This window comes from Rhizobium aouanii, assembly GCF_037002925.1.
In the GTDB taxonomy this organism is placed as follows: domain Bacteria; phylum Pseudomonadota; class Alphaproteobacteria; order Rhizobiales; family Rhizobiaceae; genus Rhizobium; species Rhizobium aouanii.
On record NZ_JBAMYD010000019.1, the window covers coordinates 135,755 to 151,268 of the forward strand.

Below are 15,514 nucleotides of genomic sequence, written 5' to 3' on the forward strand. Positions count from 1 at the left end.
CATCGTGCTCTAAGCAATCCGCGGATCTCTTTCGAAACCGAGCGCCGGCCGGTTTTTTGTGGCTGAGTCAGCCGGAAGAAACCATCGTCAACTTCCCATTTGGCGACCGAAATAACGCCGACGCCGAAACGGGTCGCCATTGACCGATGCCAAGTGAATTCTTACTATCCATTAATCGATAGAGGAAAGGTAAGAATGGCAACCGCAACCCTCTCTACAAAATTCCAGATCTCCATTCCCAAGGAAGTGCGCGAACAACAACACTGGTCGGCGGGACAGGAATTCGTGTTCATACCCAAAGGCAAAGGCGTATTGCTGATGCCGGTCCCGACGCTTGCCGATCTTCGCGGCATCGCCGAAGGCGCAGACAAGGCAAACTACCGCGACCGGAACGACCGTTTCTGATGCGCGTGATCGACAGCTCCGCATGGATAGAATGGCTGACGAAAAGTGCTGCCGGAACCAGGCTGCAGGCCGAAATCCCGGAACGCGATCAATGCATCGTTCCGACGATCGTGCAGCTTGAGCTTTCCAAATGGCTGGCACGCGAAAAGGACGAGGAAGCCGTCGACAGCTTCATCGCTTATACCGCGACATGCATGGTTGTTTCTCTCGACACGACGCTTGCTCGCCGTGCTGCCGAAATATCGGCCTCCCATAAACTCGCCACCGCCGATGCGATCATTTATGCGACCGCGGAGCGCCACGATGCCGACATCCTGACCTGCGATGCCCATTTCAAGGGTCTCGAACGCGTCATCTATATCGATAAAAAAGACTGATCCGCATGTGACCCAAGCCCTCGACGGCTGGGCACAACGCTTCTATCACAAACTGGGAAATGATAATCTGGCATCTGGAATGGCTGAAAACCGGCATGTGCAGGCGGCACCGAATCCAATGGCGAAAATGACGATCTCGCTTCCGGATAATCTGGCGGAATACGTCGAAAACCGTGTCGCAAGCGGCAGATACAGCAGTGCCGACGCATTCCTGGCGGAGCTTATTCTGAAGGATCAGCTCCATCACAAGCTTGACGACGAAGAACTGCGCAACATTCTGAGACAGGCTGAGGAAAGCGGCCCGAGCGAGCGACGCATTCCCGACATCCTGTCGGAAACGAAGGCAAAGCTGCGTGACAACCACCTATAGGCTGACCCGAACCGCGTACTCCGTGCTATCAGGCATCGACGAATATGCTTGCCTCAATTTTGGCGAGGCGCAGGCAGACGCCTATCTTCTCGACTGGGACCGAATTTTCGTGCTTCTTTCGCATGCTCCCTCCATGGGAGAAGAATGCGACGAACTCGGCGCTGGCCTTCGCCGCCTCCTCCACATGCGCCACGTCGCCTTCTACCGGGTGACATCGGAAGGGATTGTGGTCATTGACATCATCGACGCCGACCGGCTTCCTGAAAGACATCTTCAATCCAATCGACGCCCGCGATCGGCCGAACAGCATGCCTCTTGACTGCACCTCCGCCTTCTATGAGGAAAATGCCGAGACATACGCCAAGCGGGCGCGCAGCCTGCCGAAGCAACAGCTCGATACCTTCCTCGCCGGGCTTGCACCGGGTGCGGCAATCCTCGAACTCGGCTGCGGCGGCGGGCAGGACTGCGCCTACATGCTGGCCCACGGTTTCGACGTGACGGCGACGGATGGCTCGACCGAACTTGCAAGACAAGCGGAAGCGCTGATCGGCCGGCCGGTCAGGGTCATGCTGTTCCAAGAGCTCGATGCCGACAGCGCCTTCGACGGCGTCTGGGCGCATGCGAGCCTTCTCCATGTTCCCAGGCTTGAACTGCCCAACGTCTTCGCCCGTGTCCGCCGCGCCCTGAGGCCCGGCGGTCTCCTTCACGCAAGCTTCAAGGCCGGGGACGCGGAAGGCTATGACGGCTTCGGGCGTTATTACAACTATCCCTCCGCCGACGGGCTGTCGGCGCTTCTGGCAAAAGGCGGCTGGCGTGACATCACCATCGAGGACAACGACGGCGGCGGTTATGACGGTAAGCCGACGCGGTGGATCACGGTGATGGCGCGTCGGTAGAGGCTGCTTGCTTTCCGGGCGGAGCTTCCGGTTGAGATCATGATCTTATTCGCAGATGCGGATTTCTCTGCAGTTGACGGAGATCGGTCTATGTCTCGCTTTGCCCCGTCAATTTTTGCGGCTGCTATCTGAAATCCAAACTGGGTTTCAAGAAACCCTGCATCCATAGCAGGCTACTTTCTCAATGGGTCGGGATGGCCTTAAGTTTCCCCACCGATACGACGGCCACGCCCGTGCTCAAAATGAGAGCCGCATAACCCACATACGGGCGCGGCGACAGGCGGCCGGAAGATGGGCTCATCCCGGCCGCCAAAGGGCATTTACAGCAAGGTGGCAGCCTGACTGCCACTCGCCCCATGGCTCGGCTCCGCGTTCAACCGTCAGACGGCAATCTTGCCACCGCCAACCTTGGTGATGGCGACGACCGCAGGTCGCACTGGCATGTCGGGCTTGAAGTCCGGCCAGCGGGTCGAAAGGTCCTCGTAATAGGACGGGCGGCCATGGCCCGGCCAGTCCTCGCCGCCATCGGCGGGATGCTGCACAGCGACGAAGGCGGTTTCGTCATCCGGTGTGAAGAGCGGGCCGCACATTTCGGCGCCGACCGGCACGCGGAAGAAGAGTTTCGAGGTGGCGCGCGCCGCACCTTCCGTATCGACGGCCCACAGACCGTCGGTGCGGCCGGTGGCCTTGTTGTTGTTGCCATCCGTCGACACCCAGAGGCGGCCGGCGGAATCGACGGCGCAGTTATCAGGCATGCCGAACCAGCCGTTCTTGGTCGTTTCGGTCGAGAAGGTCGCGCCAACGGCCGCAACCGAGGGATCGCCGCACTTCAGGAGCACTTCCCACTTGCCTGATGTGGCAGTGAAGTCGCCGTCGTTTTCAGAGATTTCGATGATGTGGCCGAAGGCGTTTTCCGCGCGCGGATTGGCGGCATCCACCTGGTCGGCCTTGCGGCGGGTGTTGTTGGTCAGCATGACATAGACCTTGCCGTTGACGCCGTTCGGCTGGACGTCTTCCGGGCGGTCCATCTTGGTGGCGCCGAGCGCGTCACCGGCGCGACGACATTCGATCAGCACGTCGGCCTGGCTGGTGAAGCCGTTTTCCGCCGTCAGCGGACCTTGGCCGAAGACCATCGGCAGCCACTGCATGGTGCCGTCCTCGTTGAACTTGGCGACATGGAGCGTGCCGCTGTCGAGCAGGTTCATGTTGGCGGCGCGGTCGTTCGGGTTGAATGCCCCGTCGGTCACGAACTTGTAGACATAGTCGAAACGCTCGTCGTCGCCGAGATAGAAGACGACCTTGCCGTTCTTGGCGACGATCGACTCGGCGCCCTCATGCTTGGTGCGGCCGAGCGCCGTGCGCTTCTTCGGCGCCGACGTTGGGTCCATGACGTCGACCTCGACGATCCAGCCGAAACGGTTCGGCTCGTTCGGTTCCTTGGAAAGATCGAAACGGTCGTAGAAATTCGCCCACTCGTAGCCGCCTTCCGGCACGCCGTAACGCTTGTAGTTGGCGGCTTCCTTGTGGCCTTGCGGCAATGCGCCGGAGAAATAGCCGTGGAAATTCTCTTCAGCCATGATGTAGGTGCCCCAGGGCGTCACGCCGCCGGCGCAGTTGTTGATCGTGCCGATGGCGCGGGTGCCGGTCGCGTCGGCACTGGTCTTCAGGCGATCGTTGCCGGCAGCCGGACCGGAGATTTCCATCGCCGTGTTGGCCGTGATGCGGCGATTGTACTTGCCGTCGGTGACAGCCTGCCACTTGCCGTCCACCTTGCGGATCTCAACGATGGTGCCGCCATGGGCGGCCATCTCGACATCCACCTGCTCCTTGCTGAGCGCGCCCTGCTTGATCTTGCCGTCAACCACCTGCACGAGGCCGGGAAACATCAGATGCGGGTTGGTGTATTCGTGATTGACGACGAGCAGGCCGTGCTCGGACAAACCTTCGAGCGGAATGAAGCCGACATAGTCGTTGTTGTAGCCGAACTGCTTGCTCTGCGCATCGGCCGTCTGCTTCGTCGGGTCGAACTCGGGAGCGCCCGGCAGCACGGCATCGCCCCAGCGCAGCAGGATATCGGCATTATAGCCTTCCGCAATGTGATGCTTGTCGTCGACGCCGGCCTCCACTTCGGAGAAGTTGAAGGCAGAGCCTTTATTGTCTGCAGCGCGCGCCTCGTCCGCGCTCATCAGCGCGATCGGGCTTACCGTGGCTGCAATGGCGGAAACGGCAAGCGAGCCCTGCAGAAAACTGCGGCGTGAAAAACGCTTGCCGATGATTTCACCCATCGTCGGATTGGCGCTGGTGTTGTGGCCGTCACCATCCGCGTCTTCGAGCTGAGTCGTCGGGAAAATCCTCTGAGAAAGATGCTCGTTCATCCAATGCCTCCACGGTTGAAAACTGGTGTCAAATTATCTTGTTTTAGATCCATTCTAAACCTAGAGGCGCGATATTACGGTTTTGCGACAGGAACGTCTTGGGGATGCTGTTCTCTCTCAGGCGGAAGCGACACGGCTCAATGAAGGCCAAGACCGGGCATTGCCGTGGTCGGCACGTTGCCTCCGCCCTATCAAGATGAGATCGACGTGCCGGAGGCAGGCAAGATAATAGGCAGAGGAACTGGAATGGTCTTTAAACCAACGATGGATGACTCGTGACTTCATTTTCACGGCACCGCCCGCGTTTCCCGACGTTACCGCCCTCCAACCCGAACGCTTCCACCTTCGGCCGCATCCGCGCAACTCGGAGCATCCAGCGCTCTCGGTCGGCGAGCCTGGAAGCTCGTTTGAAGCGTTGTCGGACGAGCGACGGGCAAGCTCCGCCTATGCGCGTCTGCGGCCACGGAGAACCCGAACCTTCGACGTGTCGGCCGCGGAGGTGCATATCGAAGAAACGGACAATGGATCGCTCGATGAGCTCTCAGACACGAATGAGGCTTTCGAGCGCGCCTTGACCGGTCCCTATGCCGGGTCTGCGACGCCTCAGGTCCACCAGATGCTTGGCCATGCCACGATCCAGGGAGGCCTCTCGTGTCGCGGAGAGGCATCAAGCCTAGCCGCCTCGCAAGGCTTTGGCGATCTGGGCGACCCGGATGGCTGGATTGTTCTCGCACGGCTGCGCGCCGGCTCGGCAACGGGTCGCGTCTTTTGGGACGCCAGCGATCTCGTCATCATGGCTCCGGCCGCTGACGTTGCAGCCCGACGCTTCGACCGTTGCGTGCTCTTGTCCGGCTAGTCCGACGCAAGCGGAAAGGCGCGCCGCATGAACCAGGTTCGATGCGGCGCGGAAAATCGCTTAGTTGACCGACTTGTCGACCAGCTTGTTCTTGCCGATCCAGGGCATCATGCCGCGCAGCTTGGCGCCGACTTCTTCGATCGGGTGGCTGTCGTTCAGGCGGCGGATACCCTTAAAGCGCGAGCCGCCGGCGCGGTATTCCTGCATCCAATCGGACGTGAACTTGCCGGTCTGGATGTCCTTGAGGACGCGCTTCATCTCGGCCTTGGTCTCGGCAGTGATGATGCGCGGACCGGAGACATATTCGCCCCACTCGGCCGTGTTGGAGATCGAGTAGTTCATGTTGGCGATGCCGCCTTCATAAATCAGGTCGACGATGAGCTTCACTTCGTGCAGGCACTCGAAATAGGCCATCTCAGGCGCATAACCGGCTTCGGTGAGCGTTTCGAAACCAGCGCGGATGAGCTCGACGAGACCACCGCAGAGAACGACCTGTTCGCCGAAGAGGTCGGTTTCGCACTCTTCGCGGAAGTTGGTTTCGATGATGCCCGAACGGCCGCCGCCGACGCCGCAGGCGTAGGAGAGAGCGAGTTCAAGCGCATTGCCGGAAGCATTCTGGTGAACGGCAACGAGGCAGGGAACGCCGCCGCCCTTCTGGTATTCGCCGCGAACCGTGTGGCCCGGGCCCTTCGGTGCGATCATGACGACGTCGACCGAAGCCTTCGGCTCGATGAGGCCGAAATGAACGTTGAGGCCGTGGGCGAAGGCGATAGCTGCGCCATCGCGGATGTTGCCGGCGATGTCGGCCTTGTAGATGTCGGCCTGCAATTCGTCCGGGGTCGCCATCATCATCAGGTCGGCCCAGCCGGCTGCTTCGGCAACCGTCATGACCTTGAAGCCATCGGCTTCGGCCTTCTTGACGGTCGGCGAACCGGCCTTGAGCGCGATGACGACGTTCTGGGCGCCGCTGTCCTTCAGGTTCAGCGCATGGGCACGGCCCTGCGAACCGTAGCCGATGACGGCGACCTTCTTGGCCTTGATGAGGTTGAGATCGGCATCACGATCGTAATAGACGCGCATTTGAAGTTCCTTCCCTTGTGCTTGTCTTGTTGACTGTCATTAAAGCGGAATCAGCCGAGAACCGGCATCTCCGCCAGAACCTTGTCCGTGCCGTAGAGGCGGAGGAAGGCGGTGACCGCCTTCTCCGCCTGGCGAGCGGTATCCTTGAGGCCTGGTTCGCCGAGCAGCATGCGCACATGCAGGTCGGAGACAACAAGGCCGTAAAGCGTGTGATAAGCCTCGTCGGCATCGGCAAAACGCAGGAGCCCTGCCCTTTTCCCGGCATCGATCAGCGCCATGGCGCGCCGATCGATCTGGCGACGGCCGCGCTCGAGCAGCAGCTTGCCGAGTTTCGAACCGTCGCGGTTCGACTGCCCGATCGCCAGCCGGTTGAGCGCCAGCGAGACGTCTCCGGCAAGCACCTCCAGCAGGTCACGCGCAAAAATGACCACATGGTCGTGCAGGCTCGCCGCCGTCAGCCGCTCGCCGTTGCGCTCGAAGGTGCGCACTTTGCTCGCCTGATAGGCGATCATCGCCGACAGCAGCCCGTCGCGATCGCCGAACCACTTGTAGAGGCTTTCCTTCGAGCAATTGGCGGCGCGCGCCACACCCGAGGTCGTCAGCGCCTTTTCGCCGCCATCGACGAGCAACTGCAGCGCCTGCTCCAGAACGGCGTTCTGGCGCGGCGAAAATTCGCTCGGCTCTGCGGTATCGACGGACACGGTCATGGCTCCCATATACGTACCGTACGGTACGGTTCGCGAGGTTTATGCGACAAACCGATCGGGCCGTCAAGCAGCCGCGATAGATTTTTTATACGGGAAAGCTGGATGAGACACCAGAATTGGATAGGCGCACTACATCAGGGACCGCATAACGCCGCACCACGCCATTTGCCGGAGCCTTCCATGCCGCGCCTGTCTGCAGCCCTTCTCCTCGCCGGAACGATGCTTCTGGGAACTGCGCTTCCGAGCACCGGCGCCTTCCCCCAGTCGGAAAACGAGGTCTATAACCGCATCGAGGAACTGCACGGCGATGCCGCGAGCTTCGATCGGCCGCTGCGCCAACTCGTTCGGGCGATGCGCTCGGGAGACGGCGAGACCATCGCCGGCCTTGCCGAATATCCGCTGACGGTCAAGGCCAACGGCGAGACCTACGACGTCGAGAACGCCGAGGATTTCATCGACAATTTCGACGACCGCGCCGTCGGGCGCCAACAATATGACGATCTCTTCGTCAACAACGACGGCGTCATGCTCGCCGGCGGCGCCGTCTGGATGAGCGCGATTTGCGAGGACAACGCCTGCGAGGCGAGCCATTGGGCGATCATCGCGATCAACAATTGATATTTGTCGAGGAGAAAAGGCAATGAGATACCGGATAGCCGCCGCGGTCATGATCGCGGCTCTTGTCGTCGCAGCCAATGCGCGGACCGCCGAAACGCGCTGCGGCTGGATCGAGAATCCGACGCCCGCCAACTGGTGGTTGGAGGACGCGGAGAATACCTGGACAATCATGACCCAGGGCGACGATGCCGGCGAGGTCGAAGGCATGGAGCTGATCTCCGACATCTCCGAACATGATTATGTCAAAACCAACGGCAATTATGGCTATGCCTGCGCCTGCATGAGCGTCGAGACGGATGGCAAGGATCGCATCACCCGCATCCTCTCCTTCCGTCAGTTAAAGCTCGCCAAATGCCGCGCCGACAAGGCGCTTAAATTCCCCGGCTGACCAACTATCGCCCGAACACCGGGTGGCGGCCGCGATCATGATCCAATCGTCCAGAGGCAGTTGATCCGCGAAGAGCCGCAGCCTATGACGCCCTGGCGCAAGCAGCGGGGATCAAGAGAGTATCCGCTAGCATTGTCTTGTCGATCGCGTAAAGCTTTGCGAAACCCGCATCTTCGACCAGCGTCAGGCCCGCCGGCATCAAGGTGCCGACATAGCGGTCGGGGATATCGGCATTGGCGACGAGGATGAAATCGAAACGCCTGCGCCAATCCGACAGATAAGGCGTAAAGTTTCTATATTCCTGCATCATTGCCGGGCATGAAAGCACGCCGATCGACAGCAGATTGCCCTCGGGAACCGCGATCTCAGACCATGGCGGCAGAACGGAGAGCGGCTGCTTGCCTTTTGCCGTGAAGAGCGTCGGCACGAAAGCATGCGACAACGGCACGGCAAGCGTCGGCAGGTGCCGGAAAGTATCGAACCCCCAGGCAAAATACCGGTTGGAGTGGGCAAGACTGCTCACTGTCTCGGGTTCATGTCCCAGAGGCAGCACGGCTGCACCGGCCGGCACTTTTTTAAGCACAGTCTCGATGGCGGCAACATCCTTCTGTGCCAGCCACCAGTTCCAGCCGACCCAGCCGGTGCGGCCGAAGACTGCGAGATTGATGATGAGTGCCAGCAACAGCGCTTGCCGGCGCGTCAGATTGGCGAACGGGCACACCATCGCCATGGCGACGAGCGCCGTCATGATCGGAAAGCGCCAACTGATCCATCCGGTGCCGAGCATGTGGCGAGGCGAAACACAGGACAGAAGCAGCAGGCCGCAGGCGGCAACGGCAAGCCCCGCATGCATGCGGATGTCGCCCGCGCGTACGGCACGTGTGCAGATCAGTATCAGCGGCAGAACCAGCACGACATCCACCACCGGGACATAGGTCGTGATGGCGGAGAGCAGATTAAGGACGATCAGGATGATGCCGTCGTTCCAGGCAAGGCCGAGGCCGTTGCCGCCGGCGTTGGGCAAAGCCGCCGTATGGAGATAGAGCGCGAGCGGCGGCAGAACGCAGGCGCCGAGCGCCACTGCCAACCGGCCGGCGAGCCTTACCAACCCCGCCTTCGACCGCACGATATCGATGCGCCAGGAAAATTCGAGGCCGCAGACGATCGCCATATAGAAACCAAGCGCGAAGAGATGCATCACCGTCAGCAGCAGCGCGGCGGCGAGCCGCCAGGCAAAAACCAGGGCGGGATTTCCGCGCTGCAGCCGCAGATCGACGCAGGCGAAGGCGAGCGCCATGCCGAGGCCGATCTGGAAGTTGATGAAACCGCCGATCATGGTGGCGCACCAGCCGAGCGACAGCATGGCGACCTGCCAATGGTGCCGGCCGCCGAAAAGCGCGCGGTGCAGGCCGATTGCCCCGAGCGGCGGCAGCACGATCGCCAGGAAGAGCAAAGCCCGCGCAAGCCTGTCTGCCCCGACAAGCGGCCCCAGCCAGGTGGCCAGAACGTCGATCCCGACATTGGTGAAGGTGCGGTTCCAATCGACCGCATAGATCTCAGGAAACGGCTGCTCGCCGATCCCGCCCGAAAGGAGCCAGATACGGGCGTAGTGATTGGCGTAATCGAGAACCGGCGGAAAGGGAAACAGGAGAACCAAAGCCGCGGCAAGTCCGACGAAAGCGGAAATCGCAATAGTGGAATCCTGCCTGGCGATCGATTCCTCAGGCCCGGCTGCGGCCACAGCAGGCGCTGCAATCCGGTCCATTATCCGATCCGGCTGTTCTTTTGCGAGCGCGGCGGCTCTTCGGATGCAAAGGCCGCATCCAGCGCGGCGCGTTTATCGCTGGCGCTCATCTCCGAAAAAGCCGTCGACAGCTCGGCGTGTTCACTGCCGCGCACGATCGTCTCGACCATGAACATCGGCCGCTTCTTGCTCTCTTGTACCAGACGGCCGAGATACTCGCCGATGATGCCGATGCAGATCAGCTGGATGGCGCTGAAGGCGCTGACCGCGGCCATGATCGACGACCAGCCGGTCACCGTCTCGCCCTGCAGCCAGCGAACGAAGGTGTAGCCGAGCAACGCGATCGCGACGCCCGCGCTCATCATACCAAGCCAAGTGCTGATGCGCAGCGGCGTCGTCGAAAAGCTGGTGATCGCATCGAGAGCGAAATTGATCATCTTTCGCAGAGGATATTTCGTCGTGCCGGCAAAACGGGCGTCACGCTCGTAAGGCAGCGCCACCTGCCTGCCGCCGATCCAGCTGACCATGCCGCGGATGAAACGATCGCGCTCCGGCATCGCCAGCAGGATATCGACGACGCGCCGGCGCATCAGCCGGAAATCGCCGGTGTCGCGCGGGATGGTCACAGAAGCGAGCTTGGACAGGGCGCGATAAAAAAGCGAAGCGGAGGCGAGCTTGAACCAGGTTTCGCCCTGGCGGCGCGTACGCTGGCCGTACACGACATCGGCGCCGCGCTCCATGATCGGCATCATCATCAAAAGCAGCTCGGGCGGATCCTGAAGATCGGCGTCGATCAAAAGCACGCGCTCGCCCCGCGACGCGGCAAGACCCGCCGTAGATGCCAGCTGGTGGCCGTGATTGCGCAGAAGACGAACGCCGAGCAGCTGCGGCACATCGGCCGCCAGATCGGAGATGATCTCCCAGGTGCGGTCGGACGAGCCGTCATCGACGAGAATGAGCTCGAAGCCATCGCCGGCAACGCTATGGGCGGCAGCGGCGGCGCGGCGGCAGAATTCGCGCAAGCCCTCTTCCTCGTTGTGACAAGGAGCGACGATGGAGAGAAACGGTGCTTGCGTCATGCGGACATCTGGGCCTGCTTGATATCTGCCGCAAGACTAGTCGGAAACGTCAAACAATCCTTTAATGATCGCACCGCGCTTTGGCACGTTCTTGCTGGGCGCGGTACTCTATTCCGCCGCCATGACATCGCGGGCGCCGTCGACATCGCGGACCGGTGAAGCGCCGTAGAGGCGGCTGTATTCGCGGCTGAACTGCGACGGGCTCTGATAGCCGACGCGATGACCGGCCGTGCCCGCGTCGAGCCGCTCCACCAGCATCAGCCGGCGCGCCTCGTGCAGGCGAAGCTGCTTCTGATACTGCACCGGCGTCATTGCCGTGACCGACTTGAAGTGGTGATGGAACGACGACACGCTCATGCTGACGCGGTCGGCGAGGTCTTCGATGCGCAGCGGCCGCGCGAAATTCTCCTTCAGCCATGCAACGGCGCGCGCAATCCTGTTGCTGTGGCTATCTGATGTGGCGATGTTGATCAGCCGCGCGCCATCCGGCCCGGTCAGCACCCGGTAGAGGATTTCCTGCTCGATCAGCGGCGCCATGGCGGGAATGTCGCCCGGACGATCGAGCAAACGCAGCAGCCGGACGGCAGCATCCAGGAGCTCCGGCGGAGCGACATTGACCGCCATCCCGCGCTGCCCGTCGGTATGAGCGGCCGGACGCGGAATATCGATGCGGCTGAGTAATTCCAGCAGCTTTTCGGAATCGATTGCCAGCCCCAGGCAGAGATGCGGAACCTCGGGGCTTGCCTCGGTGACGCGCCAGGCGACCGGCAGGTCAAGCGAGGTCAGCAGATAGTCGCCGGTCCCGTAGCTGATAAGTTCCGTGCCGAGGCGCAGGCTCTTGGCCCCCTGCAGTACAAAGGCGAAACACGGCCGATAGCTGCTGTGCAGCGGATCGCTGGGCCTGGACCGGCGGCTGACATGAAGATTGCCGATATCAGTTGAGAACTCGCCGTCACCAGGCGCGAAGCGCAGCGCGATGTCGACGATCTCCTGATACGGGCTGAAAGGCAAAGTCATGGGGCAACTCTTTCTGTCAACTGTCTGACGCCGGGTATAACGCCCTATCTAGAGTGTCTTCGCCATTTCGCAAACAGGTAGGCGTCTCACTTTTGCAGGATCGTGCAAAAAGCTGAGAGGATCGCTCTAACCCTCTGACGCAGTTCCGGGCAATAGTCCGCCATCCCGTTCAACCCCTCCACAATCGAAAAGGAAGGTTCCCATGCCTATTGCAAGAGGCTACGCCGCGACCGACGCTTCCAAGCCGCTGACCCCTTTCACCTTCGAACGCCGCAACCCGAACCCCGATGACGTCGTCATCGACATCAAGTTTGCCGGCATCTGCCATTCGGACATCCACACTGTCCGCAACGAATGGAAGAACGCCGTCTATCCGATCGTGCCGGGCCATGAGATTGCCGGCATCGTCTCGGCCGTCGGCTCCGCCGTGACCAAGTTTAAGGTCGGCGACCGCGTCGGCGTCGGCTGCTTCGTCGATTCCTGCATCGGCTGCGCCGAGCGCGACCTCGATCGGGAACAGTATATGCCAGGGCTCGCCGGCACCTACAATGACTTCGAAGCTGACCGCAAGACACGGACCCAGGGCGGCTATTCCGACTCGATCGTCGTTCGGGAGGGCTATGTCATGTCCATTCCGGACAATCTGCCACTCGATGCCTCCGCGCCGCTGCTCTGCGCCGGCATCACGCTCTACTCGCCGCTGCGCCACTGGAATGCCGGCCCCGGCAAGAAGGTCGCGATCGTCGGCATGGGCGGCCTCGGCCATATGGGCGTCAAGCTGGGTGCGGCCATGGGCGCCGACATCACCGTTCTGTCCCAGAGCCTTTCCAAGAAGGAAGATGGGCTGAAGCTCGGCGCCAAGGAATATTACGCCACCAACGACCCGGAAACCTTCACGAAGCTCGCCGGCACTTTCGACCTGATCATCTGCACCGTCAGCGCCGAGATCGACTGGAATGCCTATCTCGGCCTGCTGAAGGTGGATGGTTCCTTCGTGGTGGTCGGGGCGCCGGAAAACCCAATCCCCGTGCATGCCTTCTCGATCATCCCCGGCCGCAAGAGCATTTCCGGCTCGATGATCGGCTCGATCAAGGAAACCCAGGAAATGCTCGACTTCTGCGGCGAGCACAACATCGTCTCCGAGATCGAGAAGATCAACATCCAGCAGGTCAACGAAGCCTATGAACGCGTCCTGAAAAGCGACGTCCGCTACCGCTTCGTCATCGACATCGCCTCGCTGGCAGCCTGAGGAATGAGAGGCGGCTCGCGAGAGCCGCCTTTTTGATAAAGGCATCCTCCATCCGTCCTTATGCTGGGGTGCGATCCAAAGGGTCGCCTCGAAGCATCGCCGGTCAACGCCGCTTCTGCCCGCCGCATCGGAGCGCCCCGCTCGTGCTCGATGTTCCGGCCTCTGGCCTGCGCACTTCAGCAGGAGGATCTCGTGGACTGCAGCCGCAGCAGATATTCGACTGGATTGAACGGATCAGGCCCCGAACGCCGGCGCAGGCGCGGCGGCCCGGCCATCGGGGCGTAGTGATCGAAGCCGGTTTCCATCGTCCCCACCCCGCTCGTCAGCCCCGGCAATTGCTGATGGACGCTCTGGACCATCTGAGACGCCAGAGTGCCTTCGAGCCGCGCTACGCCATCGGCAATCACGGAACCCGTCGTCACCGCTGCCGATTTGGCAAGCAAGGTGAGCACGCCACTCAAACTCTCCGCCGGCGCTTCGAGATGGAAACCGTCGACCGGCTCGCAGATGACGGTTTCAGCGGCCGATAGCGCCGTTGCCAGCACCCAGGGCGTCAGCTGGCGAAAATCGGCGGCGGCGCTTGCCGGCGAACTGTGCCGGGCTGCCGTCATCGCCACGTGGCAATCGATGACCTGCCAACCGAAAACACCTTGCTTCAGCGTCTCGAACACGGTTTCCTCGACGGCCCGGTAAAAGGCTGCCGGCATCTGGCCGACATCCACTTCCAGCGCGAAGCTGTTGCCCGCGCCGGCAGGCCGCGGCTCGACCCGCAGACCTACCGTCGCCAGGAAGGGATTGGGTTCCTTGAAGAGGATCTGTAAGCCGGTCCCAGTTCCTACAGGCCTCTCGACCAGAATGACCGTACTTTCCTCGAAGCTGGCGTCGAGGCCGAAATCCGTCAGCAGGGTCGACTGGATAACCTCCTTCTGCACCTCGCCATAGAGCGAAACGAAGACCTCGTCCGTTTCCTCGTTCCGGCGCAGATTGATCAGCGGATCCTGTTCGGCCATCTGGTTCAGCGCAAGCCACAGCGCCGCCTTCTCGGAAGGTCGCCGGGCAAGAACTCGGGTTTCCAGCGTCGGCGGCGCGAAGTAAGCCCGTCTGGCGGAGAGCGGATCGCCGCCCACCGCATCGCCGATCCGGGCACCGGTTAGGCCGCCGACACGCGCGATCTGCCCGGCGCGGAAGCTGTCGACACCATGGCTGCGGCCTTCCTCGAAAAGCTGGATCGCGGTTACTCTTTGCCGGCCTGTCGGCAGATCCAGATATTGCCGGAGCCGCACCGTGCCTGAGGTCAGTGAGAGATAGCACAGCTTTTCCCCGCCCCAGCCGCGCTCGATCTTGAATATGTTGCCGGCAACCGGACCAACCGGATTGGGGCGCCGCTCCGGCAAGATCGTCGCAATGGCCGTTGCCAGCGCGGCTATGCCGACACCGGTCATCGCAGCGCCTGCAAAGACGGGATGCACGAGGCCGCGCGCCACCTGACCGGCTAGAGAGTGGCCAAGCCTTTCCTCCGTCAGGCGCTCGGGGGCGAGCACATAATCCTCGAGCAGTGCTTCGTCGTTTTCGCAGAGCGCCTCGCAGAGCGCCGAAGAAAGCGGCTCGCATCCCGGAGAGCGCGCCTCCACCCCGGCAAGTTTGCTGCCGGCATCGATAACCGCGGACATGGCGATTGGCCGGACCGAGAGCTGCGCGGCAAGTGCCTCCAGCACTTCCTGATAACGGGCGCCGAGGCGATCGACCTTGTTGACGAAGAAGATGAAGGGAACGCCGAGCCGCCGCAGCGCCCGTACCAGAACGCGCGTCTGCGCCTGCACGCTTTCGACAGCCGAAACGACGACGACGGCCGCGTCGAGCAATCCCAGCACCCGCTCGACCTCGGCGATGAAATCGGGGTGGCCGGGTGTATCGATCAGATTGACGACCCTATCGCCGATCGCAAACGACACCACCGCGGCCCTGATCGTGATGCCGCGTTGCCGTTCGAGTTCGAGAGTGTCCGTCTGTGTATTGCCGGTATCGACGCTGCCGAGCTTGTCGATGACGCCGGCGTCAAAAAGCAGCCTTTCGGTAAGGCTAGTCTTGCCTGCATCCACATGGGCGAGGATGCCCAGATTCAAAGTGCGCATGGACCACCAACTTCTCAGAAATTCGGATGTGATTTTCGTGAGAAATGAGTCGGCGCATTGGAACCTCTACCTGCTGGTGGCGACGGCTGGATGTGTCACCCCGGTGATGGGGAGACGCGGGTAGAATGCTAAGAGCGTGTGCGGAGATATGTCAAGCGTGGGCATTGCTCTTCATGCCGCAAACACGCCTTGGCTATATTGTGTAACGGCGTGCTCGGTAC

At 61.6% G+C, this 15,514-nt stretch carries 16 protein-coding genes; 9 read left to right on the forward strand and 7 right to left on the reverse strand.

The genetic code is table 11. The features are described from left to right. Nucleotides 1-195: 195 nt before the first annotated feature. The 5 genes from V8P77_RS28665 (at nucleotide 196) to V8P77_RS28685 (ending at nucleotide 2,048) form a co-directional block, all read left to right on the forward strand. Entirely contained in the window at nucleotides 196-405 is a 210-nt protein-coding gene (locus V8P77_RS28665; protein ID WP_025395208.1) for an AbrB/MazE/SpoVT family DNA-binding domain-containing protein, read from the forward strand. After that, the gene (locus V8P77_RS28670) at nucleotides 405-782 is read left to right on the forward strand and encodes a type II toxin-antitoxin system VapC family toxin (RefSeq protein WP_335915465.1); all 378 of its coding nucleotides are present in this window, start codon (nucleotides 405-407) and stop codon (nucleotides 780-782) included. The genes V8P77_RS28665 and V8P77_RS28670 overlap by 1 nt, the downstream gene beginning before the upstream one ends. Before the next feature lie 118 nt (nucleotides 783-900). Next, entirely contained in the window at nucleotides 901-1,152 is a 252-nt protein-coding gene (locus V8P77_RS28675) for a ribbon-helix-helix domain-containing protein (protein WP_335915466.1), read from the forward strand. Further along, nucleotides 1,136-1,471 carry a type II toxin-antitoxin system RelE/ParE family toxin gene (locus V8P77_RS28680; RefSeq protein WP_011652706.1) on the forward strand — a complete coding sequence of 112 codons (336 nt, stop codon included), beginning with the start codon at nucleotides 1,136-1,138 and terminating at the stop codon, nucleotides 1,469-1,471. Before V8P77_RS28675 ends, V8P77_RS28680 begins: the two co-directional genes overlap by 17 nt. Beyond that, nucleotides 1,461-2,048 (forward strand): class I SAM-dependent methyltransferase, encoded by a 588-nt coding sequence (locus V8P77_RS28685; RefSeq protein ID WP_335915484.1) that lies wholly within the window; start codon nucleotides 1,461-1,463, stop codon nucleotides 2,046-2,048. Before V8P77_RS28680 ends, V8P77_RS28685 begins: the two co-directional genes overlap by 11 nt. 380 nt (nucleotides 2,049-2,428) lie before the next feature. Here V8P77_RS28685 and V8P77_RS28690 read toward each other — a convergent pair whose 3' ends face one another. Further along, on the reverse strand, nucleotides 2,429-4,423 hold the full coding sequence (locus V8P77_RS28690) for a PhoX family protein (RefSeq protein WP_335915467.1): 1,995 nt from the start codon (nucleotides 4,421-4,423) through the stop codon (nucleotides 2,429-2,431). A 268-nt stretch (nucleotides 4,424-4,691) separates the two neighbouring features. Here V8P77_RS28690 and V8P77_RS28695 point away from each other — a divergent pair, with 268 nt between their 5' ends. Next, nucleotides 4,692-5,279 carry a hypothetical protein gene (locus tag V8P77_RS28695; protein ID WP_335915468.1) on the forward strand — a complete coding sequence of 196 codons (588 nt, stop codon included), beginning with the start codon at nucleotides 4,692-4,694 and terminating at the stop codon, nucleotides 5,277-5,279. Between the two features lie 60 nt (nucleotides 5,280-5,339). Here V8P77_RS28695 and ilvC read toward each other — a convergent pair whose 3' ends face one another. Further along, the gene (gene ilvC, locus V8P77_RS28700; protein ID WP_168313534.1) at nucleotides 5,340-6,359 is read right to left on the reverse strand and encodes a ketol-acid reductoisomerase; all 1,020 of its coding nucleotides are present in this window, start codon (nucleotides 6,357-6,359) and stop codon (nucleotides 5,340-5,342) included. Between the two features lie 50 nt (nucleotides 6,360-6,409). Beyond that, nucleotides 6,410-7,075 (reverse strand): TetR/AcrR family transcriptional regulator, encoded by a 666-nt coding sequence (locus tag V8P77_RS28705; RefSeq protein ID WP_205934739.1) that lies wholly within the window; start codon nucleotides 7,073-7,075, stop codon nucleotides 6,410-6,412. Nucleotides 7,076-7,246: 171 nt separating this feature from the next. On the opposite strand from V8P77_RS28705, the gene V8P77_RS28710 reads away from it, so the two are divergent. Together V8P77_RS28710 and V8P77_RS28715 are read left to right on the forward strand one after the other, a co-directional pair. After that, on the forward strand, nucleotides 7,247-7,684 hold the full coding sequence (locus V8P77_RS28710; protein ID WP_335915471.1) for a hypothetical protein: 438 nt from the start codon (nucleotides 7,247-7,249) through the stop codon (nucleotides 7,682-7,684). A 22-nt stretch (nucleotides 7,685-7,706) separates the two neighbouring features. Then, on the forward strand, nucleotides 7,707-8,072 hold the full coding sequence (locus V8P77_RS28715) for a DUF4087 domain-containing protein (protein ID WP_335915472.1): 366 nt from the start codon (nucleotides 7,707-7,709) through the stop codon (nucleotides 8,070-8,072). An 82-nt stretch (nucleotides 8,073-8,154) separates the two neighbouring features. Here the strand turns inward: V8P77_RS28715 and V8P77_RS28720 are convergent, their stop codons facing one another. The 3 genes from V8P77_RS28720 to V8P77_RS28730 form a co-directional block, all read right to left on the reverse strand. Next, complete coding sequence (locus V8P77_RS28720) at nucleotides 8,155-9,837, reverse strand: hypothetical protein (protein ID WP_335915473.1); 1,683 nt, start codon at nucleotides 9,835-9,837, stop codon at nucleotides 8,155-8,157. Beyond that, nucleotides 9,837-10,895, reverse strand: a complete 1,059-nt coding sequence (locus tag V8P77_RS28725) for a glycosyltransferase family 2 protein (RefSeq protein WP_335915474.1) — start codon at nucleotides 10,893-10,895, stop codon at nucleotides 9,837-9,839. Before V8P77_RS28725 ends, V8P77_RS28720 begins: the two co-directional genes overlap by 1 nt. 108 nt (nucleotides 10,896-11,003) lie before the next feature. Next, on the reverse strand, nucleotides 11,004-11,912 hold the full coding sequence (locus tag V8P77_RS28730; RefSeq protein ID WP_335915475.1) for an AraC family transcriptional regulator: 909 nt from the start codon (nucleotides 11,910-11,912) through the stop codon (nucleotides 11,004-11,006). A gap of 202 nt (nucleotides 11,913-12,114) precedes the next feature. Between V8P77_RS28730 and V8P77_RS28735 the strand changes: the two genes are divergently transcribed. Next, nucleotides 12,115-13,161: an NAD(P)-dependent alcohol dehydrogenase gene (locus V8P77_RS28735; RefSeq protein ID WP_027668605.1), complete on the forward strand. Its 1,047-nt coding sequence runs from the start codon at nucleotides 12,115-12,117 to the stop codon at nucleotides 13,159-13,161. Nucleotides 13,162-13,337: 176 nt separating this feature from the next. On the opposite strand, the gene V8P77_RS28740 is transcribed toward V8P77_RS28735, so the two are convergent. Then, entirely contained in the window at nucleotides 13,338-15,293 is a 1,956-nt protein-coding gene (locus V8P77_RS28740) for a GTP-binding protein (RefSeq protein ID WP_335915476.1), read from the reverse strand. Nucleotides 15,294-15,514 lie beyond the last annotated feature (221 nt).